Raw genomic sequence first — 22517 nt, forward strand, 5'->3', positions numbered from 1 at the left:
GGATGACTAGTCGACCCGGGCGCCGTGCTTGTGGACCGCGCCGGCGTTACCCCAGCGCTCCAGGTCGTCGACGTGCACACCGACCCAGTAGAGCATGCCGACGCTGTCACGCGTCCAGCCGCCCACCAGGTCCTGCCCTTCGCTCAGCTCCACGTGGTGGGCGAACTGCTCGGCCTTGTCGCGCGCGCGAAAGACATGCCACTGGACGATCTTGTCGTGGCCATGCCCTTCCGGCAGGGAACGTTCCTGTTCGAGAAAATCGAGATTCATCTGTGCCTCCTTGGTTGCATCGGGCCCCGCAGCCCTCAGGCTGCCTGGGTACCGCCCACGGTCATGCCGTCAATACGCAGCGTGGGCTGTCCCACGCCGACCGGCACGCCCTGGCCCTCCTTGCCGCAGGTGCCGACGCCGGAATCGAGCTTCATGTCGTTCCCGATCATCGACACCCGGGTCAGGACATCCGGGCCATTGCCGATCAGGGTCGCACCCTTGACCGGGTACGTCACCTTGCCCTTCTCCACCCGGTAGGCCTCCGAGGCGGAGAACACGAACTTGCCGGAGGTGATATCCACCTGCCCGCCACCGAAGTTGACCGCATACAGGCCGTCGTCCACCGAGGCCAGGATCTCTTCCGGATCGGCGTCGCCACCGAGCATGTAGGTATTGGTCATGCGCGGCATCGGCAGCCGGGCGTAGGACTCGCGGCGGCCATTGCCGGTGGACTGCGTACCCATCAGGCGGGCATTCATCTCGTCCTGCATGTAGCCGCGCAGCACGCCATCCTCGATCAGCACGGTCTGCTGAGTCGGATTGCCTTCGTCGTCCACGTTCAACGAGCCGCGGCGGCCCTCCAGGGTGCCGTCGTCGACGATGGTGATGCCCTTGGCCGCCACCTGCTCGCCGATGCGTCCGGAGAAGGCCGAGGTCCCCTTGCGGTTGAAGTCGCCCTCCAACCCATGGCCGATCGCCTCGTGCAACAGGATGCCCGGCCAACCGGGCCCGAGCACCACCTTCATGCTGCCGGCCGGCGCGTCGCGCGCATCGAGATTCACCAGGGCCTGGCGCACCGCCTCGCGGGCATAACCGGCGGCGCGGCCATCCTCGCGGAAGTACTGGTAGCCGTGACGACCGCCGCCTCCGGAGGTGCCGGATTCGCGGCGCCCGCCCTGCTCGACGATCACCTGGACGTTCAGGCGCACCAGCGGGCGCACGTCAGTAGTCATCTCGCCGCGGGCATTCAGTACCAGCACCACCTCGTGCACCCCGGCCAGCGAACACATCACCTGGGTCACGCGGGAATCGTCGGCGCGGGCGACGGCATCCACCTCCTTCAGGAGGTCGATCTTGGCCTGCTCGCCCAGCGAATCGAGCGGATTGTCGGGGGCGTACAGCGCCGGCCGCGAGGACGCGCGCGAGGCAACCGCAATGCGCCCGCTCTGCCCGGCACTGGCAATGCTGCGCGCGGTCTTCGCGGCCTCCAGCATGGCCGGCATCGCGATGTCGTCGGAGTAGGCGAACCCGGTCTGCTCGCCGCGCACCACACGGATGCCAACGCCGCGTTCGATGTTGAAGCTGGCGGATTTCACGATGCCGTCCTCCAGCGACCAGCCCTCCTGGCTGGAGAACTGGAAGTAGCAGTCACCGCCATCGATACCGTGACCGAAGGTGGTGCCCAGAAGGGAGCTCAGCTCGCTTTCGCCAAGGCCGGCGGGGTCGAGCAGGGTCTGTTGCGCAAGGCGGTCGATCATGAAGTCCTCTCGGGTTCCGTAAATCCGCTGTTCCGTGTCCATCATGGGGGAGCAGCTGTCGGCCTTCAGTATGGAGCTTGGGGCACGCCGTTCGCTTTCAAGCGCGCGACCGTTGCGGGTATATCGCCACCCTGACCCAGGCCAGGGTGCGGGGTCAGGTGGTTTTAGGGCACGGCAGGCGGCGGTGGTCCACTGCCGGGAAGCTGCTCCGGATGCGCGCGGCCTGGGTCGGGTCCAGGTTCGCCAGCAGTACCCCGGGGTTGCGCTGCAACTGACCGACCACCCGACCCCAGGGGTCTACCAGCGCACTGTGGCCGTAGGTTTCGCGGCCGTTCACGTGGAAGCCGCCCTGGGCCGCCGAGAGCATGTAGTACTGGTTCTCGATTGCGCGCGCCCGCAGCAACACGTCCCAGTGCGCCTGCCCAGTCTGGGCGGTGAAGGCCGCCGGCAGGGCGACCCATTCCGCATTCTGGTCCAGCAGGGCCCGGAACAGCTCGGGGAAGCGCAGGTCGTAGCAGATCGCCAGGCCCATGCGGCCGACCGGCGTATCGACGACCACCACCTGATCGCCCCGCTCGAAGACCTTGGACTCGGTATAGGCCTCGGTGCTGTCCGGCAGGCACACATCGAACAGGTGGATCTTGTCGTAGCGCGCCACCTGCTGCCCGCGGTCGTCGAACACCAGGCAAGCCGAACGCACCCGCTCGGAGTCCGGGGTCTGCAGCGGGATGGTCCCGCCAACAATCCACAACCCTAGGCGCCGGGCCTGCTCCGCAAGGAACGCCTGCAGCGGCCCGGCACCATCGGCCACCTCCGCGATCCCGAGGATGTCGGTGTCCTGCATGCCCATGAAGGCAAAGTTCTCCGGCAGGACGGCCAATCGGGCGCCCTTGTCGGCGGCCTCCTGCAGCAGTCGCTTTGCCTCCAGAAGGTTCGCCTGGGGCTGGGGTCCGGAGGCCATCTGGATGGCCGCTACCTGAGTCATGTCGCTCCGATCATCTGGTTACCGGGGCCGGTTATGGCACCCGCAACGCCGATCCCTGCCGGCGTTAGTCGTTGTCAGCCCCATCGGCTCCCGCGGCCGGTTGTACCAGCACGCGCACCTGTGGGTCGTCCCAGGGGCCCGTCACCGAATATTCGACACGGGCCGCCTCTTCTATCTGATCCCCAATCCCCAGCACGCGTTCCGCAAGCAGCACCACGACCCCGGTCACCGGCCCGCCCACCAGCGCCCCGACGATTGGCAGCGCGGTACGCAGGCTGGGCACCACCACGATCTCGTGATCGTAGTCGCGCGCCACCAGCCCGGTGCGACCACTCAGGCGTACGCGCGCCGAGGGCCCTTCCATGCGCAGGGCCGGCACGTAGAGATCACCATCGCGCAGTGTCGCCTCCGCGGTCAGTTCGCTGAAGGTCAGGCCTTCGGTGAACACGTCGCGGAAATCCAGCCGCAGCCGCCGCGGCAACACGTCCAGGCTCACCAGGCCGAGCAGGCGGCCGGCGCCCGGCTCGACATCCGCCAGACGCCCGTCCTCCAGGGAGAGTTCCATGGAGCCCGCCAGCTGCGCGAGGCGCGGGGCATACAGCGGCCCCGGCCAGGTCAGCGACAGCGAACCGTCACCGCTCCCGCCGACCATCGCACGCGACAACCCCGCCGACTCGAGCGCCCGGCCCCAGTCACCGCCGGAGAGGCTCACGTCCAGGCGCGTCTCCGGCAGACCGCCGGTGGTCACCCGCCAGACCCCGACGGCGTCTGCGTGCAGGTCACCTTCCGGGGTCCGCAGCTCCAGGTCCCGGACGACCAGACCGTTCGGCTGCGGCTCCAGCCCCAGCTCGATGTCCGCGAAACGGTAATCCCCCAGCGCCAGGCTGTCGAGGGTCAAGTCCACGGCCGGCCACACGCGCGGGTCCTCGAAGCCCCCGACTGCGACGGGCTTCACCCCGGGATCGGGGTTCGGCTCGCCGTCCCACTCAAGATCCTCCAGGACCAGGTGGCGCACGTGCGCCTCCCAGCGGTCGTGCCCGCCCGCACCCATCGGGCGCCAGCGGGCCTCGCCCGCCAGCCAGTCGGAAGTGGCCTCCAGATCCCAGCCCGCATCCCCGCGTCGACCGAGAAAGCGCACACCGGGAAGGTCCTGCTCGCCCCAGCGGATCCGGTCGCGGATATCCAGTTCCAGGCGGGTCAACGCGACCGCTCCCGCGGTTTCCCCGGCATTCTGGCTGGCCGCGCCCAGATTCACATCGCCGCCCCAGGGGGCCTCGCTCAGGGCCTTGAGCCAAGGGTCGACCGCCAACTCCGGCAGACGCGCCCGCACCGAGACCCCCTCCCCCGGCAAGGCCAGGGCACCCGCCCACGGCGCGCCGATCTCCAGCGCCATCGCCTGCAAACCGATCCCGCGCGCCGCCGTACGCGGCTCGGCACCCCGTACGGCCGGGTCCTCCGGCGCAGCCGCCGGCGACAGACGCAAGTGCGCCCGCAACACCTGACCCAGCGTCAGGTGGCCGATGCCGGCGCCGTCATGCCCGAGCGGCAGCTCCAGCTCCAGCTCGCGGGCCGCAGACGCGGACTTGCCGATCGGCTCCGGCCAGTCGATCGCGACCCCGACCAGGTCCGAGCGCAACTCCAGACGAACCCCGTCCACCGCCGGCCCCAAGCGCAGCTGGGCATCCCAGTGCGCCGAGCCGTCGAGATAGGGCGCAAGCTCCGGGAAGTCCTCCAGCCACGGGGCCAGGGGTTGCGGACCGCGCGCCGTCAACCGCGCCGTCTCGCCATCCAGCGGCCAGTCCGCCCCCAGCGTCACCGTCTCGCCGTGAACCCGCGCGGTGACCCCGTCGGCCGTCACGCGATCCGCAGTATCGAACTCGACCCGTCCCTCCACGGCCTCGAGCATGGTCGGCCAGCCCGAGACCTCGGCGCGGATCCCCCGCAGGTCCAGCTCACCGGCGACGCGGGTCTCGGCCATTCGGCCCGCCTGCAGCGGGAGGTTCAGCGACAGACCCAGCCGGGTCGGCCCGTCCAGCCGCGCCTGGTCACGGAGTTCGGCGGCGTCTTCCAGCAGCTCGGCCTGGCGCAGGTAGGCCAGAAGGTCCGCCGCATCGCCCTCTGCCGTGCCTTCCAGTTCGAGGACCGCATGCTCCATGTCCTCGATCCCGATCCGGGTGGCGCGCACCTCGGTGTCCAGAATGCGCCCGCGCGCACCCTCGGCGCGGAAGCTCGCGTTGTGGAACAGGACCCGGCCACTGAGGTCCTCGGCCCGCGGCCAGCCCTCCTGATAGTCGAGGATACCCGCCTCGACATCCGCCCAGAGATCAAACACACCCTCGTCGCCGGCGAACGGGAAGTCTTTCCCGCGCCCGCGATAGGCCATGCCGCCGCCGGAGGACGTGCCCGTAACGATGCTGTCCACCAGCCACTGGTAGGTGTTGTCCGGCAGGTGGTAAAGCGGCAGGTAGCGCGCGGTGTGATCACCGTCGGCACGCAGAATGTCCATCGCAATATCCACCCGGGGTCCGGCCGCGTGACCATCCAGCAGCACCCGCAGGCGGCCGCGAACCGCGGCATGGGCATTGGCGGCATTCAGGCCCTCGCCCGCCAGGCGCCAGTGTCCGGCGTCATCGCGCTCGGCACGCAGCCGTCCGCGCACCGTATCCAGCGGCACCGGATCGGCCAGCACACGCGGCAGGTCGATCTGCAGGTCGCGGCTGTCCAGCAGCAATTCCACACCGCCACGGCGCCATTGCATATAGCCCGAGGCACCCTGCACCCCAAGCCCGTGATCCCCCGCGCGCCAGCCAAGGTCATGCACGTCGGCCTCCGCCCAGACAGGCTCCAGACGGCCATCCTCGCGGCGGGCCTCCAGCCGGGCGAAGTCCAGGGTGCCGCGCGGATGCAGGTCCGCGATCCGCTCCGCCAACTCGGGCGCCGCATCCTGAAGCAGCGTGAGCAGCGGCGCGTAGGGTTCCACTTCGAGATCGCGCGCGGCCATTTCCACCGCGTCCACCACCAGCCCCTCCGGCTTGCCCTCCAGGCGATAGGCGAGTCGCAGATCGCCGGAACCGGGCTGGGTCCCGCTCCAGGACGAGCGGTGGCGATCCTCCTGCACCCGCCAATCGAAACGATGTCCGATGGCCGGGCCGACCGGTTCCCCGGCCAGATTGAGGGTGGTTTCGTGCTCCCCGCGCAGCCAGGCCATGCGCCCGTCGTCGAGTCCGCCCCACAGACGCAGTGCGGCCGTGCCCTCGGGCGCGGGCCAGCCGAGGTAGGCCAGCCACGGCTGCCAGGCGGTCAGGTCGACCGCATCGGCCCGCAGGAAGAAGCGCGCATCACGCAAATCCGCGGCGGGGGCCTTCAGCCCCAATTCGAAGTGCCCGCCCGCGGCCTCGCCATCCAGCACCCCTTCGAGGTGCATCCGCAGCGACCCGTCATGCGCCGTGCGCAGGGCGGCCCGGTCCAGCCGCACATCGGACTCCAGGCCGGCGCTGCGATCGTCCCAGACCAACCGGATGGCCTCGGCCTCGACATCCGGCCACTGCTCCACGGGGAGCGTGAACAAGCGCCCCTCGCCCATGCCAAGCTCGCGACCGTGCAGGGAAAAGCGTCCGTCGGCGTGGCGTACCAAGCGCAGCTCGACGCCCCGAACATGCACTGTGAAGGATGGATGGCGACTGCGCAGACTGGCCCCGACGCTCAGCGCGACCCCGAGGTGGTCGATGGCAACCGGCTCACCATCCGGCATCGCCACGCGGACATCGCGCGCCACCAGCGCCGGCGACCAGCCGGTCCAGCCGAGCTCGATCCCTGCGGCGGTGACCTCGCGCTCCAGCTGCTCGCTGGCGGTGGTCTCGACCCAGGCGTGCAGACCATCCCAGTGCGGAAGCACCAGGCGCAGCAGCACGATCACGATGACCAGCGCCAGGAAGGCGCCCAGCGCCACCCTCAGGATTTGTGACAGGCGTCTCATTTCTCCACCGGGAAGGCGCAATCCGACCCGCCCGGCCGACCGGGACCCGTATCCGTGCTGGGTCCGCACTGGCGATTCATCTTCGCGCCTCTTCCTCCCTGACGGAGACGGGGACCGGGTGCCTGTCTACTTAATCCACTTGTAGATCAGACGAAGACCACGTCGAACTGTTCCTGGGTGTACAGCGTCTCCACCTGGAAGCGGATCGGGATGCCGACAAAGCTCTGCAGTTCGGCCAGGCTGGCGGATTCCTCGTCCAGCAGCAGGTCGATCACGTTCTGCGAGGCCAGCACGCGCAGCTCGCGCGCATCGTACTGACGCACCTCGCGCAGGATCTCGCGGAACAGCTCGTAGCAAACCGTCTCCGCCGATTTCAGGTAGCCGCGCCCGCTGCACACCTGGCAGGGCTCGCACATCTGGTGCTCCAGGCTCTCGCGGGTGCGCTTGCGGGTCATCTCCACCAGGCCCAGCGGCGACACGTCGCAGGTCTGGGTCTTCACATGATCGCGTTCCAGGGCCTTTTCCAGCGCGCGGATCACCTGGCGCTTGTGCTCGTCGTCCTGCATGTCGATGAAATCGATAATGATGATCCCGCCGAGATTGCGCAGGCGCAGCTGGCGACCAATCGCCTGCGCGGCCTCCAGATTGGTCTTGAAGATGGTCTCTTCGAGCTTGCGATGCCCGACGAAACCGCCGGTGTTGATGTCCACCGTGGTCATCGCCTCGGTCTGGTCGAAGATCAGGTAGCCACCGGATTTCAGTTCCACCTTGCGTTCCAGGGCACGGTGGATCTCCTCCTCGACGTTGAACAGGTCGAAGATCGGGCGCTCGCCCGGATAGTGTTCAATCCGGCCGATCAGCTCCGGCAGGTAGCGCTCGACGAAGCCGCAGACCTTCTGATAGGTCTCGCGCGAATCGATGCGGATACGCTCGATATCGCCCCCCACCATGTCGCGCAGGATGCGCTCCACCAGCGGCAGATCGGCGTAGACCTCGGTCCCCGGCGGGGCCCCGACAGCCTGCTCCTGCAGGGTATCCCAGACCTTCTTCAGGAACGCCGTGTCGTTATACATGGCCTCGTGGTCGGCCAGCTCCGCGGCCGTGCGCACGATAAAGCCGTGCTGCGGCGCCAGCTCGTCACGCAACTGCTCGATGGATGCACGCAGCCGTGCGCGCACGCCCTCGTCCTCGATGCGCGTACTCACACCGACATTGGACTGGTTCGGCATCAGCACCAGATTGCGCGACGGCAGGGTGATATAGGTGGTAAGCCGCGCGCCCTTGGAGCCCAGCGGGTCCTTGACTGCCTGCACCAGGACCTCCTGCCCCTCGCGCAGCAGCTCGCGGATACCCTCGCGCACCACCGGGGCCGGCGTGCCAGTGCCATTGCCGCCGGCCACGGGCGCCGCAGGGGCGTCGCTGGCAGACGGGCCGTTGCCATTGAGCTCCTCGCGCTCCACCGGGGCCACGTCGGAGGCATGCAGAAAGGCCGTGCGCTCCAGCCCGATATCGACGAAGGCCGCATCCATGCCCGGCAGTACCCGCACCACCCGGCCCTTGTAGATGTTCCCCACGATCCCGCGGCGGCGGGCGCGCTCCAGGTGCAGTTCGGTCAGGACGCCATTTTCCACCAGGGCCACTCGGCTCTCCTGGGGCGTCACATTCATCAGGATCTCGGTTCCGGTCATGCGTTCTTCTTGTTCTTGATGTCACGGGCAGACCGCCGAACCCGCACACGGGCGGGCCGGCGATCAGGGATGTCGGGCTACTTGGTGGCAGCTTCGGCCGCGGCGGCCGCCGGCTCTCCAGTGGACTCCGGCGGCGGCCGCTGGGCGCGCGGCCAGGACTTGATCACCGCATGCACCAGCGTCGCCAGCGGGATGGCAAAGAATACCCCCCAAAGCCCCCAGATGCCGCCGAACACAAACACCGCGGCGATGATCGCCACCGGGTGCAGGTTGACGACCTCCGAAAACAGCAGCGGCACCAGCACGTTGCCGTCGATGAACTGGATCACCCCGTAGGCAATCAGTACCCAGGCGAACTCGGAGCTCAGGCCGAACTGGAAGTATGCGACCGCCGCCACCGGGATGGTCACCACGGCCGCGCCGATGTACGGGACGATGACCGAGATGCCGACCATGAACGACAGCAGTACGGCGTATTCCAGACCGAACCAGTTGAAGGTAAGGAAGGTGACCGCCCAGACGATCACGATCTCGATAAATTTGCCGCGCACGTAGCTGGCGATCTTCAGGTTCACCTCGCGCCAGACCTCGCTGGCCAAGTGGGTGTCCTGCGGCATGAAGCCACGGATCCAGTTCAGGATCAGGTCGCGGTCCTTCAGCATGAAGAACACCATCAGCGGGACCACGATCAGGTAGATCACCACATCCACCAGATGCCGCGCCGAGGACAGGGAGAACGACACCACGCGCTGCCCCAACAGGGTCGCCTCGGCGCGAATGGCCCCCATCAGCTCGAATACCTGATCGTCACTGATCAGTTGCGGGTAGCGCTCGGGCAGCTGCAGCAGCAGGTTCTGGCCCTCGGAGATCATTCCCGGCAGCTCGCGTACCAGCTGGGTCACCTGGGCCGACATCAGCGGCACCACGCTGAACAGCGCCGCCACCGTCAGCGCCAGGAAGGCCAAAAGGACGATGGTGACCGCGAGGATGCGCGGGATGTGCAAAAAGACCAGCTTGCGCACCGCCCCCTCCAGCAGGTAGGCGATGATCAGCGAGGCCAGCAGCGGCGCCAGGATGCGCCCGGCAAAGACGATGATCAGGAATCCCACAAGCAGCAGAAACGCCAGGATCACCACCTGTGGGTCGGTGAAATGGCGCTGGTACCACTGGCGCAGGATATCGATCATCGCGAGGGTTCCCCCGACTCCCCTCCGTTATCGGGATTCGCCTGGCGGGCCGGATCCTGGACGACGGCCTTCTCGTAGTGGGCACGAAAGACCCCCTCCAGCTCGTCGATCACCTCCACCGCCGGGCGCCCCTGCATCACGTGCTGGCCCATCAGGGCCGAGGTCTCGTTCAGCAGTTTGGAGCGATCCAGCATGGGATAGGTCGCGGAAAGCCGGCGCATCGCCTTGATCACCGACTCGCTCTCTGGGCGCGGGATCGGCTCCGGCTCGGGGACCGGTTCCGGCGCGGGGGCCGGCGATTCCTGTTCCAGAAAGCGGGCGAATTTCAGCAGGCTGGCCTGATCCTCGGTCGACAGCCGCGCGGCGATCTCGGCGATCGCCTTGGCCGGGTCTTCCCGGCCTTTCTTGCGCGCACCGCCGAGCACCGACCCGAGATCGCCCCCGGACGGGCTCCCCTCGTTGCCCATGCCCAGGGGTGGAATCATCCCTCGTCCTCGATCTTCAGGCTGAACACCGGCATCTTGCGGCGTTCCTGCATCAGGCCCAGCGTCTTCACCAGGGCCACCAGCACGTCCTCGGTCACCTTCTGCATCTCGCCCCATTCCATGCGCGCCTCGCCCAGGAGCTCGCCCATGTTCGGCGGCGGATTGTGCCGCGCCTCCATGATGATGTCCTCGAGCATCCCGGGCTTCACCTCGGGTCGGAACAGCATGCCATAGGTCAGCTCGTCCGGCCGGATCGCCAGCCAGTCGCCGTCGTCGTCCACCAGGATCGGCTGCACGTCCTCCGGCAGGTCGACGCGGCCATTGACCAGCTGCAGCACCCGCCGGCCATCCAGGGCCTCGGCCAGTGCGTCGCCCTCCCCGGCCGCGGTCTTGTGCGCGGTCACGAAGCGGGCGCGGTACATCGGGTCCTCATGCGCGGTGCCACCGGCCTGCTCGGCCACCAGCAGCCCGCCCATGCCGACGCCCACCACCGGACGCTTCGAGCGGCGGAAGATATCGATCAGCGACAGCTCGTCCGGGACCTGCGGATTCTCCTCGTGATCCGCCGTCGGCCAGGCGCCGCCCAGCAGCCACAGCCCGTCGAATTGGGCCGCGGAGCCCGGCAGGTCCTGACCCACGAACGGTCGGTAGTAGGAGAAGCCGATGTCGCGCTTCTCCAGCTGCGACTCGATCAGGCCGAGAAACTCGGAATAGGTATGCTGCACCACGCAGTAGTTCTTCATGTCACGTCAATCCTGTTTGAGTTCTGATGCGGGGGCGAGCGGACGCTGACCGGTGCAGTACCCGCGCAGGAACTGCATCAGCACCTCCAGCGTGGGTACGCGGAACTTCTGCCGCGCGTGCACCAGCGAGATCGGCCGTTCCAGCGGCGGCGACAGCGGCAACGCCACCAGCTCGCCAAGGGCCAGCTCCTTCGCCACCACCGCCTCGGACAGCACCGAGACCCCCATGCCGGCCACCACCGCGCCCTTGATCGCCTCCGGGCTGCCCAGTTCCATGCAGCCGCGCAGACTGCTGCGGTCGTATCCGGCGCGCCCAAGGTACTCCATGATGACCTCGCGGGTCCCGGAACCCTCCTCGCGGCATATGAATGGGCGTTCGATGAAGTCGGCGACGGTCACCGTGTCGCGCCGGGCCAGCTCGTGTTCCGGCGGCACGATCAGCCGCAGCTGGTCCACCAGACAGGGCTGGACCTGCAAGCTACGGTGGGTCACCGGGGCCTCGACGATGCCGAGATCGACACTGCCCTCCTCGACCATCACCACGACATTCTCGGTATTGCCCACCCGCAGGCGAATGCCGATATCCGGATGCTCGCGGCGGAATGCACCCAGCAGCGCCGGCAGCATGTATTCCGCCACCGTGGTACTGGCGCCGATCACCAACGCCCCGCCGTCCGCGCCCTTCAACTCGCGTAGCGCGGCCTCCATCTCGCCATAGGTGTCAAAGATGCGTTCGGCATATCGTTGTACCAGCCGTCCGGCATCAGTCAGGGTGACTCGATTGTGGTTGCGGTCGAACAGTCGGGTATCCAGCTGTTCCTCCAACTGGCGCACCTGAAAGGTGACCGCGGGCTGCGTCATATGCAGCACCTCGGCGGCGCGGGTGAAGGACAGCAACCGTGCCACCGTAAGAAAGACCTGCAAACGCCGATCGGCCATGCCGCTCCGCCAAGTAGAAGGTTCCAGACAATCAGGGAAACCCTGGTCGAGGAATGCTACCAAGCCCCCGCGACCGGCAACAGCGACCACTTCTCGCGACGCGGCGATTCCCGACCCTGCACGCAAACCGGCCCACTACGTCGATAACCGTGGCGGCACCCGAATGGCACAAACCGAAGGAACCGGAATGGCGCCGACCCCGTTTTCCACCTGGTCACATGCCCGCTCACAGGGGATCCCCGGAGGCTGGCGACTCGCCGGGGCCGCTGCCGTCCCGCTCCTGATGGCGCTGGTCGCGCTGATCGTATACGAGACCGGCGGCACCTCCACTGCCTACCTCAACTTCATCCTCATCCCGGTGCTGCTGGGGGCCGCCCTGTTCGGGCTGTGGGGCGGGCTGGCCTTCGGGCTGCTGGCGGGGTTGCTCCTGGGTCCGTTCATGCCCCTGGATACCGCCACCGGGGCGGCTCAACCCGCATTGAACTGGCTCACGCGCACCGGCATCTACATCGTCCTCGGGGGATTCTCCGGCTGGCTGTTCGACACCCTGCGCCGCCACTCGGAACGGCTTCTGGAACAGGCCTACAACAACCCCGTGACCGGCCTGCCCAATCGCGAGTCGCTCGAGCAGTATGCCCGGCAACTGATGACCCAGGCCGACGCCCCGCACGCCGCGGCCACCCGCGTGTTCGTCATCAGCCTGCAGATGGACAACTACCCGGACAGCATTGGCGCCCTGGGCTTCGCCGCCGAGCGCCCCCTGCTGCGGTCCATTGCCGAGCGCCTGCAGGCAGTGGCCGAGCCCGCCGGGGCGTCCGTGTTCCACATCCACGACGATCACTTCGCCCTGATCCTGCCCCACCGCAGCCGCAAAGAGACACTCGCCGTCACACGCGCCGCAATCGAATGCCTGCAAACACCTTTCGAGGTCTTCGAGATCCCGGTCTACCTCGGGGCCCACGCGGGCGTCTCCTCCTTCCCCTTTCACGAACAGGATGAACCCTCCCGACTGCTGACCAAGGCCTGGATGGCGATGCACGAGGCCAGTCACTCGGGGCGCCGCTATCGCAGCTACAACCGCCGCAGCAACGAGCACAGCCTGTACACCGTGGAACTCCTGGGCGAGTTGCAAAGCGCACTGGACGACGGCCAGCTAAGCCTGCACTACCAGCCGAAGGTCAATCTCGCGAGCGATCAGGTGATGGGCCTGGAGGCCCTGCTACGCTGGAAACACCCGGTTCGCGGCCGCATCGCTCCCGACCAGTTCATCCCGCCGGCCGAGCGCACCGGACTGATCCACAGCCTCACCGACCGGGTCCTTGATCTCGCACTGGCCGACATCGCCCGCCTGCGCGTCGAAGGCCTGGACATGCCGGTCAGCGTGAACATCTCGGCGCGCAACTTCCTCGACCCCGGATTTGCCGATCGCCTGCTGGAGAAGGTTCGCGTCTCGGGGCTTCCACCCTGCGCCCTGGAACTCGAGTTCACCGAGACCGCCCTGATGGCGGACCCGGACGAGGTGATCCGGGCCCTGCGTCGCCTGACCGAGTCCGGACTGGAACTCGCCATCGACGACTTCGGCACCGGCTATTCGTCGCTGGCATACCTCAAACGTATGCCGGTGACGACTCTCAAGATCGATCAGGCCTTTGTACGGCAAATGCTGGAGCACCCGGTCGACGAGCAGATTACCCGCGCCAGCATCAGCCTGGCCCGGGATCTGGGCCTCAAGGTGGTCGCCGAGGGGGCCGAGGACGCGGCCACCCTGGCGCGGCTGCGCGACTACGGATGCAACGCGGCTCAGGGCTACGGCATCGCCCGCCCGATGCCGCTGGAGGAGATTATCGCCTGGGCCCACGACCGAGGCCTCGTTCCCGGCCTGTGCCCGGAGACCGATGAGCGAGCGGCCCTCAAGCGAGCAAACAACCGCTAACCGGATCGTTCACGTTCACACTCGAACCGATTGGCCTTTCGGGACGCGGCGTCCTGCTCCAAAGCCGCCGCGAATGTTCCCGAATTGATCAGCGCCTCCCTTGCACCCGCCCCGGGGCTACGCTATAGTCCGCCGTCTTTCTGGTAGACCCAAATTCCGGAGTCCCCCGATGGCCCGAGTATGTCAGGTGACCGGCAAACGCCCGGCGACCGGTAACAACGTTTCTCACGCTCACCGCAAGACGCGGCGGCGCTTCCTGCCCAATCTGCATTTCCACCGTTTCTGGGTGGAGAGCGAGAACCGCTTCGTACGCCTGCGCCTTAGCTGCAAGGGCATGCGAATTATCGACAAGCGCGGCATCGACGCGGTCCTGGCGGACTGCCGTGCCCGCGGTGAAAAGGTCTAAGGAGGCTTCACGATGGCTGCCAAGTCCGCACGCGACAAGATCCGCCTGGTGTCCTCCGCCGGCACCGGGCACTTCTACACCACGTCCAAGAACAAGCGGAACATGCCCGAGAAGATGGAGATCAAGAAGTTTGATCCCGTCGTCCGCAAGCACGTGATGTACAAAGAAGCCAAGATCAAGTAATCGCGCCCATCGGCTCGATTGCCTGACAACAGGCGAAAAAAGGCCCGGCCCGCCAACGCGGTTCCGGGCCTTTTTTGTGTTGGCGCGCGCGGTCCGTACCGGAAAACGCATTCGCGTTAACGCACCGTTTCCCACTTGCCACTCGGCTCATGGGGCTCGGCCACGCCTCGCTCAACGCGCCCGGTCGGCGCTCGAGATCATCTCGAGCGCGTCTGCATCCAGCCATATCCCCCGTTGACGCGGGCTCAGACCGGATCCGGCTGCCCGCCATCCCCTGGCGTCGCGGCCCCCTCGGCGGCGGTTTCTGCCCAGCGCGTCATCACGCGGCCCCAGCGGTGAGCCGTCGCCGGGTCCAGTTCGATCTTGGTATAACGCCCGCCATCGCGGATAATAACCCGCAGCAGCGGGACCCCCGAGTCGTGCAGGATCTGGCGCAACTCCACGACTTCTCCAAATGGCGCATCAATCGAATCCATGGTGCTTATGTCCCTCCCGAGCCGGCCTGCCGCACGCAGTCGTGGCCGCCCATCCGTTTTTGACCAAGGGAAACACTGATTAATGTACACGCTCGCGTTGGTACCCCAGGTTTTCCGCGACCCGGCGCGTCGTGCAGCGGGGAGTGACTCCACCCGCAAGCGGCACAACGCAGGATCGGGGAACCTGGGGCGCCAACCCCGCAAGTTATTGAACGCCGAGGCTCGCACGCCCGTTGTTGACGAAAACGGGCGTGCGCACGGCGTTGCGGCTCCCTTGTGCAGAGTGACCGCACGGCAGTCGCCGCGTCTTGTTCGCACACAAAAGCGACTCGAGCGCGAGCGTGTACATTAATCAGTGTTTCCCTAGCGCAAGCATGCAACCAATTTTTGTCGGCCGGCAACCCATCTTTGACGATCAGGAGAATCTGGTCGGCTTCGAGCTCCTCTTTCGCGCTGGGCACCTGGATGCCGCTTCGGTCACCGACGGCGACCTGGCCACCTCCGACCTCCTGCGCAGCGCCTTCATCGACATCGGTCTCCAACACCTGGTCGGCGAACACCTGGCCTTCGTCAATCTCACCCGCGGCTTTCTCGAACACGAGGTCATCACCAGCCTGCCACCGGAACAGGTCGTGCTGGAGATCCTCGAAGATATCGAGATCGACGCCGAGGTCATCGCCGCGGTACGCCGACTGAAGGCCCAGGGCTTTCGCATCGCACTGGATGACTACCAGTTTCAGGAGAGCCATTCCGAGCTGGTCGAACTGGCGGATCTGGTCAAGCTCGATGTGCTCGCCCTGGGCGGCCAGCGCCTGGAGCAGGAAGTCACCACCCTGGGCGCCTTCGACGTGGAACTGCTGGCCGAGAAGGTCGAAACGGCCGAGGCCTATGCTCGCTGCCAGGCCCTTGGCTTCAGCCTGTTCCAGGGCTTTCACCTGTCCTTCCCCCACGTGATCGAGGGGCAGCGCCTGGAGAGCCTGGAAGTGGCCCTGCTGCGCCTCCTGCGCGCGCTACAGGCGCCGGATCCGACGCCGGCCGAGCTGGAGGAACTGATCGCCGCCGAGCCCGGGCTCGCGATCCAGCTGCTGCGCATCGCCAACAGCCCGGCCTATCGCGGCTCTCGCCCGACCGATTCGCTCTACAACGCGATCCTGCGCCTGGGCCAGGGGCGCATCAAACGCCTGGCGATGCTGATGGTACTGCGTGGTACCGGCAATCCCACCCACGGGCTCGAGCAGGTCATGATCCGTGCCCGTATGGGCATGCTGATGGCGCGCGCCCTGGGCCTGCACCCCGAGGAGTGCGAACGCTACTTCACCCTCGGCATGCTCTCCGGCATGGATCGCGTGCTGGGGGTACCGCTGCGACACATCCTGGGCGAACTCCACCTGTCCACCGAAATGGAACAGGCCCTGATGGAAGGCGCAGGACCGCTGGCACCGCTGCTGGCGACCATCGCCGCCTTCGAAGGCCCGACACCCCCGCTGGACAGCACGAATGCCCCGGTCCCGGCGCCGGTCTCCAGCCGCCTTTACCTGGAGGCCGTACGCTGGACCGAAGATTTGCTCGCCTCGCTGGCGGAGAACTAGATGCCCCCCCTTACCCTGCGCAGCCAGCTCATGCCGGAAGCCGCCGCCGGCCCCGAAACGGGAATGCACATCCGGCTGCGCGAACCCGCCGGGATCGACAGCGGGCCCGGCCACCTGGAGATCCGCCCGGGCCTGCGCCCCCTGGCGCCGGATCACTATGTCGAGTACTGGACCGCCAGCGGCACGCCAACGCCGATCCACGAGGGGCCCGTCCGCCTGCTGGAGCACAAGGACGTCCTCTTCGCGACCTGGAGCGGACCGGATAACGGCCTCCGGGAGCAGACCGAACACGCCTACCGCGCACTGCTGGCCGCCTGCCGAGCGCGCGGCTTCGAGCATTTGGCACGCGTATGGAACTACTTTGGCGACATCCATGCCGAGGAGGACGGGCTGGAACGCTATCAGGCCTTCTGCATGGGCCGCGCCACCGCGCTTGAGACCCTGGAGATCCCGCTGGCCAGCATGCCCGCCGCCACGGCCATCGGGAGCGACCAGCGCCAGCTGGTCATCTACCTGATCGCCACTCGCACCCCGGCCGATTCCCTGGAGAACCCGCGTCAGGTCAGCGCCTATCATTACCCGGCGCGCTACAGCCCGAAGAGCCCGACCTTCGCCCGCGCGACCCGCCTGGAAACCGCGGACGGCCCACTCATCCTGCTCTCCGGCACCGCCAGCATCGTCGGCCACGAGAGCCGTCACCCCGACGACGTCGTCGCCCAGACACGCGAGACCCTGGCCAACTTGCGGTCCCTGCATGACACCGCCGGCCACGAACTTCCACACCCGGCCTGGCTGCGCGTCTACCTGCGACATCCGGAAGATCGGCCGAAGGTCGCCGCGGTCCTCGCCGAGCACTACCACGACGTCCATCCGGGGCCGATCGTCCAGTGGGTCCGCGGCGACGTCTGCCGGCGTGAGCTGCTGCTGGAAATCGAGGGCGTGCATGCCTGAACTGCCCGAGGTCGAGACCACCCGGCGCGGGCTCGCCCCCCTGCTGGCCGGGCGCCGCATCACGGCCTTCGAGGTCCGCGAGCCGCGCCTGCGCTGGCCGGTGCCGCCGGAGCTGGTGCAGCAACTGGCCGGCGCCCGGGTCCGCAGCCTGACCCGGCGCGCCAAATACCTGTTGCTGGAGACCGATCGTACCGGCCTCCTGCTGCATCTCGGGATGTCCGGGAGCCTGCGCCACTGCACGCCCGAGACGCCTTTGCGCCGGCACGATCACCTGACCCTGCACCTGGACAACGGCTACCAGGTTCGCCTGCACGACCCGCGCCGCTTCGGCTGTTGCCTGCCGCTCCCCGAGGGCGCCGGACCCCACGCCTTGCTAGCCGGCCTCGGCCCGGAACCCCTGGACCCGGAATTCGATGGCGACTCCCTGTTCCGCCGCAGCCGCGGCCGCCGGGGCCCGGTCAAGGCCTTTATCATGGACCAGGCGATCGTGGTGGGAGTGGGCAACATCTACGCCACCGAGGCCCTGTTCCTCGCCGGCGTTCGGCCTGGGCGCGCGGCTGGACGTGTCACGCGCGCCGAATACGAGCACCTGGCAAGTCACATCAAGGCGGTGCTGGCGGCGGCCATTGAACAGGGCGGGACCACCCTGCGCGACTTCCTGCACGAGGACGGCACCCACGGCTACTTCCGCCAGTCGCTGCGCGTCTACGGCCGCGCCGGCGAGCCTTGCCCGGTCTGCGCCGAGGTATTGCGCACGCGCCGCATCGGCCAGCGCGCCAGTAGCTACTGCCCCGCCTGCCAGAAGTAGATCGACCCCACACGGGTCAGCAGAGAGGAAAGGCCGTTGTTCACCGCACAGGGCACGGAACACACGCAGAGAACACCAGGAAAGGATTCGCTACGGTAAGCGACCCGCAACCGCCAGACGGCGGCCATGCACCGCACAGCGCGGGCGGGCTTACAGATAACGCGAGACGCGCGGCACGGCATCCAGCAGGTGGCGGGTGTAGTCGGCCTGCGGATTGGCCAGCACCTCGGCGGTGGCGCCGATCTCCTCCATGCGCCCGTCGTGCATCACCAGCATGCGGTCGGAGAAGTACTCGACCACGCCCATGTCGTGGGTGATGAAGATCATCGCCAGACGTCGCTCCGCGCGTAGCCGGCCCAGGATCTGCAGCACCTCTGCCTGGACGGATACGTCCAGCGCGCTGGTCACCTCGTCGCAGATGATCACGTCCGGGTCCAGCACCAGGGCGCGCGCGATGGCGATACGCTGGCGCTGACCACCGGAGAACTCGTGCGGATAGCGCCACAGGGTGTCCTCCGGCAACGCCACCTGATCCAGCACCTTCCCGGCCAGCGCAATCCGCTCATCCTGATTGGCGCCGATGCCGTGCACCGCCATCGGCTCGGTCAGCAGCGTCAGCACGTTCAGGCGCGGGTTCAGCGACGAGGCCGGGTCCTGGAACACCACCTGCAGGTGCCGCCGCAGCCGGCGCAACGGCTTGCGTGCCATGTGGGTCAACGACTCGCCCCGGTAGCGGATCTCGCCACCGGTCGGCTCGATCAGGCGCAGGATCGCGCGGCCCAGGGTGGTCTTGCCACAGCCGGACTCCCCCACTACCGCCAGCACCTCGCCGTTCTCCAGCTCGAAACTGACGTCATCCACCGCCCGCACCACATCCACCTGGCGACGCATCAGGCCCTTCAGCACCGGGAAGTGCACCTGCAGGCCGGACACCTGCAACAGCGCTTCGCGCCCCGCGCCCGGCACCGGCGGCAGCGGTGGCAGGTTCTCCGGCAGCGCCTGGATCAGCTTGCGGGTGTAGGCGTCCTGCGGAGCGCGCAACAGCGGCAGGCACTCCCCCTGCTCCACCAGGCGCCCCTGGCGCATTACCGCCACGCGATCAGCCACCGAGGCCACCACGCCGAAGTCGTGGGTGATCAGCAGGACCGCCATGCCGTTCTTCTCGCGCAGGTGGTCGATCAGCTTCAGGATCTCGGCCTGAATGGTTACGTCCAGCGCGGTGGTCGGCTCGTCCGCGATCAGCAGATCCGGTTCGGCGACCAGGGCCATGGCAATCATCACCCGCTGGCGCTGGCCGCCGGAGAGCTTGTGCGGGTACTCGTCGCGGCGCTGTTCGGGGTTCGGCAACTGCACCTCGCTCAAGACCTCGAGGGTGCGCGCCGCGCGCTGCTCCGGACTCATCTGTGGGCGATGCAGGCGCAGCACCTCCTCGATCTGATCGCCCACCTTCAGCACCGGGTTCAGGGAGGTCATCGGCTCCTGGAAGATCATGCCGATGCGGTCGCCGCGCACGTGCTGCATCACCGCGCTGGGAAGCCCCAGCAACTCCTGGCGGCCTTCGCGCCCGGCCAGCCAGGCCTCGCCCGAGGGCCTCTCGAAGCCCGCATCCAGCAGACGCATGATGGCCAGCGCCGTGATCGACTTGCCGGAGCCCGACTCCCCGACCAGCGCAAACAGCTCGCCCTCGCGGATGGCGAAGCTCACATCCTCCACCAGCGCCGCCTCGCCGTCGCGGTGGCGGATCTGCAGATTGCGCACCTCCAGCATGGTCAGCGCACCCCGCCACTGGTGGCGCTGGTGGCCCCGGCCGCCGGGCGCGCGCCATCATCGCGATTGGCAGTGCGCGCCGCGGAGCGGGCATGCGGGTCCACCGCGTCGCGCAGGGCCTCGCCGATCAGGTTGTAGGCGAACACGGTCAGGAAGATCGCGCCCCCGGGGAAGGCCGCCATCCACCAATTGAAGGTGGAGCTCTGTACCGCCTGGTTCAACATCTGGCCCCAGGAGGGGTCATCCACCAGTCCGAGGCCGAGGAACGACAGGGTCGCCTCGGCGAGGATCGCGGAGGCGACGCCGAAACTGGCCGCGACCAGGATCGGTGCGATGCCGTTCGGCAGCATGTGCCGGAACAGGATGGACGGCAACGACAGCCCCGAGGCGATGGCCCCCTGCACGAAGTCCTGCTGGCGCAGGCGCAGGAACTCGGCACGCACATAACGGGCGTAGCCGGACCATGAGGTCAGCCCAATGATCAGCATCATCAGGTACAGCGAGCGGCCGAAGAAGGCGACGAAGGTCAACAGCAGGAACAGCGTCGGGATGGCCTCGAAGATCTCCACCAGGCGCATCCCGATCATGTCCACGATCCCCGAGAAATAGCCCATCAGCCCGCCCAGGATCACCCCGATCCCCAGCGCAATCCCGGTGGCAATGAAGCCAATGGACAGCGCGATGCGCGTGGCGTGGATCATGCGCGAGAGCACGTCGGCGCCGGTATCGTCCGTACCGAACCAGTGCACCCGATCCGGCGACTCGCGCGGGGCCTCCAGCCCGGTATCGGCGTAATCGCGCAGGTAGTCGCGCGGCGAGTACGGGATCGGCGCGCGGATTACCCGCTGATACTCGCCCATCACCTCGGCCTCGCGGTACTGCTCGTGAATCACCAGCGACGGCGGCGACACCGTCTGCCAGGCCACCACGCCCAGCACCGCGCCCAGCACCGCCCAGAGACCGAAGCGCCGCCATGGCCGCCCGGGCAGACGCCAGAAGATCAGAGCCAGCACCAGCAAACCAAACAGGGTGACGTCCGCCGCCGTCAGGTAGCGCAGAAAAGGCAGCGCCCACGCGCCGTCGGCGGTCTGCACCAGCAGCGGGTGGGAATTCGCCAGCACTGGCGCAAGGACCGCGACCAGGGTCAGCAGCGCGATCCAGCCAATCCCGAGGCGGGCACCCCAGCGCAGCAGGATCTCGCCCACCACGCGCCGGGCCCAGGAACGGCTGCGGCGATCCGCCTGCTGCGCGTTGTGCGCGGTCTCAGTCATAGCTCACCCGCGGATCGACGATGGCGTAGGCCAGATCCGCCAGCAGATAGCCCACCAGGGTCAGCACGCCCGAGATCAGGGTAATCGACAGCACCAGCTCGCGGTCGCGCGTCTGCACGGCCTCCACCGCCAGCTTGCCCATGCCATCAATGGAGAAGATCGCCTCCACGATCACCGAGCCGGCCAGCAGCGAGGGCAGCAGCGTGGCCGACACGGTGATCAGGGGCAGCAGGGAATTGCGGAACACGTGACGCCACAGCACGTCGTGCTCGGCCACCCCCTTGGCGCGTGCCGTACGCGCGTAATCCGAGGTCAGGTTCTCCAGCACCGCCGAACGCGAAAGCTTGGCCAGGAATGCCAGCCCGCCGTAGGACAGGCACAGCACTGGCAACACCAGGTGCCAGGCCCGGTCCAGCAGGAAGCCCGGCACCATATGGCCCGGCGCCAGGCCCAGCGCCAGCGCCAGCCCGGCACCCAGCCCCAGGGTGCCCAGATAAAACCCGCGCAGGACGCCCCAGTCACTGTGCGCCATCATCCAGCCCACTCCGCCCCCGAGAAGCACGGCCACTGCGGTACTGACCATCCCGGCCGGTGCCAGATCGCGGAACATCAGCCAGCCGCAGACGGCCCCGAGTGCCGCCCCGACCCCGCCGCGGATACGGGCGGGCAGGTAGCGCGCAAGGTAGATCCCCAGCGCCACCCCCAGAAACGGCAGTATCAGCAACAACGGCAACGCCCAGACCACCTCCACCGTGGGCAGGAAAGTCATGTCCAGCGCCGCGCGCTGGCTGAGCCCCCCGGTGGGGAACCACTGCCAGAACTGGTCGGAGGCAAAGAAGCCGATCAGCAACACGCCGGCCAGCATGGTCGGCACCGACCACAGGGCCAGCAGCACGACGCCAGACTGCGAATCGAAGGCCTGGCCATGCTGGGTGGCCGCGCGCACCCCCACCGCAACCGCGACGATGTAGATCAGCGGGATGGAGAGCACGTTCAGCAGCAACGTGATCGGCAAGCGTTCGGCCACCAGATCGATCACCGGCCGGCCATAGCGGAAACTGGTGCCCAGATTGGGGACCTTGAAGTGTGGCCAGCCGGTGAGCGAGCCGTCCGCGTCCTGGGCAAATCCGATCGGCGAGATGTTGTTCAGCCAGCGCCCGAACTGCACCGGGGCCGGCTGATCCAGCCCGTAGAGCTGGTTGTAGTAGTCCTCCATCGCCTTCTGTGCCTGGGGCTCCAGGCCCTGGCCTTCGACCAGCGTCAGGGCGCTGATCCCACCGGGTGCGGCCGCCATCACCGCAAACACGACCACGGTGATCCCGAACAGGGTCGGCACCATCAGCAGCATGCGGCGCAGGATGTAGGTCAGCATCGCGTGCGGC

Annotated in this window: 19 protein-coding genes; 6 read left to right on the forward strand and 13 right to left on the reverse strand. The window is 67.7% G+C overall.

Features of this window, described 5'->3' with window-relative positions:
* Positions 1-6 precede the first annotated feature (6 nt).
* The 9 genes from G335_RS0104810 to G335_RS0104850 all read right to left on the reverse strand — a co-directional run bounded on the left by G335_RS0104810 (position 7) and on the right by G335_RS0104850 (position 11751).
* Positions 7-270, reverse strand: coding sequence for a hypothetical protein (locus G335_RS0104810; RefSeq protein ID WP_018143927.1), 264 nt, complete (start codon positions 268-270; stop codon positions 7-9).
* Positions 271-305: 35 nt separating this feature from the next.
* Positions 306-1748, reverse strand: coding sequence for a metalloprotease TldD (tldD, locus tag G335_RS0104815; RefSeq protein ID WP_026287981.1), 1443 nt, complete (start codon positions 1746-1748; stop codon positions 306-308).
* 154 nt (positions 1749-1902) lie between these two features.
* Positions 1903-2733, reverse strand: coding sequence for a carbon-nitrogen hydrolase family protein (locus tag G335_RS0104820; protein WP_018176056.1), 831 nt, complete (start codon positions 2731-2733; stop codon positions 1903-1905).
* A 64-nt stretch (positions 2734-2797) separates the two neighbouring features.
* Positions 2798-6709: a YhdP family protein gene (locus G335_RS0104825; protein ID WP_043689867.1), complete on the reverse strand. Its 3912-nt coding sequence runs from the start codon at positions 6707-6709 to the stop codon at positions 2798-2800.
* Between the two features lie 146 nt (positions 6710-6855).
* Positions 6856-8397, reverse strand: coding sequence for an Rne/Rng family ribonuclease (locus tag G335_RS0104830; protein ID WP_018143931.1), 1542 nt, complete (start codon positions 8395-8397; stop codon positions 6856-6858).
* A gap of 77 nt (positions 8398-8474) precedes the next feature.
* Positions 8475-9584, reverse strand: coding sequence for an AI-2E family transporter (locus G335_RS0104835; protein WP_018176058.1), 1110 nt, complete (start codon positions 9582-9584; stop codon positions 8475-8477).
* The gene (locus G335_RS0104840; protein WP_018176059.1) at positions 9581-10069 is read right to left on the reverse strand and encodes a hypothetical protein; all 489 of its coding nucleotides are present in this window, start codon (positions 10067-10069) and stop codon (positions 9581-9583) included. Before G335_RS0104840 ends, G335_RS0104835 begins: the two co-directional genes overlap by 4 nt.
* Positions 10066-10812 (reverse strand): type 1 glutamine amidotransferase, encoded by a 747-nt coding sequence (locus G335_RS0104845; protein ID WP_018143934.1) that lies wholly within the window; start codon positions 10810-10812, stop codon positions 10066-10068. Before G335_RS0104845 ends, G335_RS0104840 begins: the two co-directional genes overlap by 4 nt.
* 6 nt (positions 10813-10818) lie before the next feature.
* Positions 10819-11751: a LysR family transcriptional regulator gene (locus G335_RS0104850; protein ID WP_018143935.1), complete on the reverse strand. Its 933-nt coding sequence runs from the start codon at positions 11749-11751 to the stop codon at positions 10819-10821.
* 187 nt (positions 11752-11938) lie between these two features.
* On the opposite strand from G335_RS0104850, the gene G335_RS0104855 reads away from it, so the two are divergent.
* The 3 genes from G335_RS0104855 to rpmG all read left to right on the forward strand — a co-directional run bounded on the left by G335_RS0104855 (position 11939) and on the right by rpmG (position 14273).
* A complete protein-coding gene (locus G335_RS0104855; protein ID WP_018176060.1) occupies positions 11939-13684 on the forward strand; it encodes a bifunctional diguanylate cyclase/phosphodiesterase in 1746 nt (581 codons plus the stop codon).
* A gap of 169 nt (positions 13685-13853) precedes the next feature.
* On the forward strand, positions 13854-14090 hold the full coding sequence (gene rpmB / locus G335_RS0104860) for a 50S ribosomal protein L28 (protein ID WP_018143937.1): 237 nt from the start codon (positions 13854-13856) through the stop codon (positions 14088-14090).
* Between the two features lie 12 nt (positions 14091-14102).
* Complete coding sequence (gene rpmG, locus G335_RS0104865; protein WP_017941410.1) at positions 14103-14273, forward strand: 50S ribosomal protein L33; 171 nt, start codon at positions 14103-14105, stop codon at positions 14271-14273.
* Positions 14274-14518: 245 nt separating this feature from the next.
* Here rpmG and G335_RS0104870 read toward each other — a convergent pair whose 3' ends face one another.
* The gene (locus tag G335_RS0104870) at positions 14519-14749 is read right to left on the reverse strand and encodes a DUF6967 family protein (protein ID WP_018143938.1); all 231 of its coding nucleotides are present in this window, start codon (positions 14747-14749) and stop codon (positions 14519-14521) included.
* A 374-nt stretch (positions 14750-15123) separates the two neighbouring features.
* On the opposite strand from G335_RS0104870, the gene G335_RS0104875 reads away from it, so the two are divergent.
* The 3 genes from G335_RS0104875 to mutM are packed head-to-tail and all read left to right on the forward strand — an operon-like array spanning position 15124 to position 18097.
* Entirely contained in the window at positions 15124-16338 is a 1215-nt protein-coding gene (locus tag G335_RS0104875; RefSeq protein WP_018176061.1) for an EAL and HDOD domain-containing protein, read from the forward strand.
* Entirely contained in the window at positions 16339-17289 is a 951-nt protein-coding gene (locus tag G335_RS0104880; RefSeq protein WP_018176062.1) for a hypothetical protein, read from the forward strand.
* Entirely contained in the window at positions 17282-18097 is an 816-nt protein-coding gene (gene mutM, locus G335_RS0104885) for a bifunctional DNA-formamidopyrimidine glycosylase/DNA-(apurinic or apyrimidinic site) lyase (RefSeq protein ID WP_018176063.1), read from the forward strand. The genes G335_RS0104880 and mutM overlap by 8 nt, the downstream gene beginning before the upstream one ends.
* A 150-nt stretch (positions 18098-18247) precedes the next feature.
* Here the strand turns inward: mutM and G335_RS0104890 are convergent, their stop codons facing one another.
* Genes G335_RS0104890 through G335_RS0104900 form a run of 3 tightly spaced genes read right to left on the reverse strand, consistent with a single transcriptional unit; the run spans position 18248 to position 22507 of the window.
* Entirely contained in the window at positions 18248-19864 is a 1617-nt protein-coding gene (locus G335_RS0104890) for an ABC transporter ATP-binding protein (protein ID WP_018168462.1), read from the reverse strand.
* A 2-nt stretch (positions 19865-19866) separates the two neighbouring features.
* Complete coding sequence (locus G335_RS0104895) at positions 19867-21135, reverse strand: ABC transporter permease (protein WP_018176064.1); 1269 nt, start codon at positions 21133-21135, stop codon at positions 19867-19869.
* Positions 21128-22507: an ABC transporter permease gene (locus G335_RS0104900; protein ID WP_018143944.1), complete on the reverse strand. Its 1380-nt coding sequence runs from the start codon at positions 22505-22507 to the stop codon at positions 21128-21130. Before G335_RS0104900 ends, G335_RS0104895 begins: the two co-directional genes overlap by 8 nt.
* Positions 22508-22517: the final 10 nt, after the last annotated feature.

Origin of the sequence: Thioalkalivibrio sp. AKL8, from assembly GCF_000380525.1 — a bacterium.
In the GTDB taxonomy this organism is placed as follows: domain Bacteria; phylum Pseudomonadota; class Gammaproteobacteria; order Ectothiorhodospirales; family Ectothiorhodospiraceae; genus Thioalkalivibrio; species Thioalkalivibrio versutus.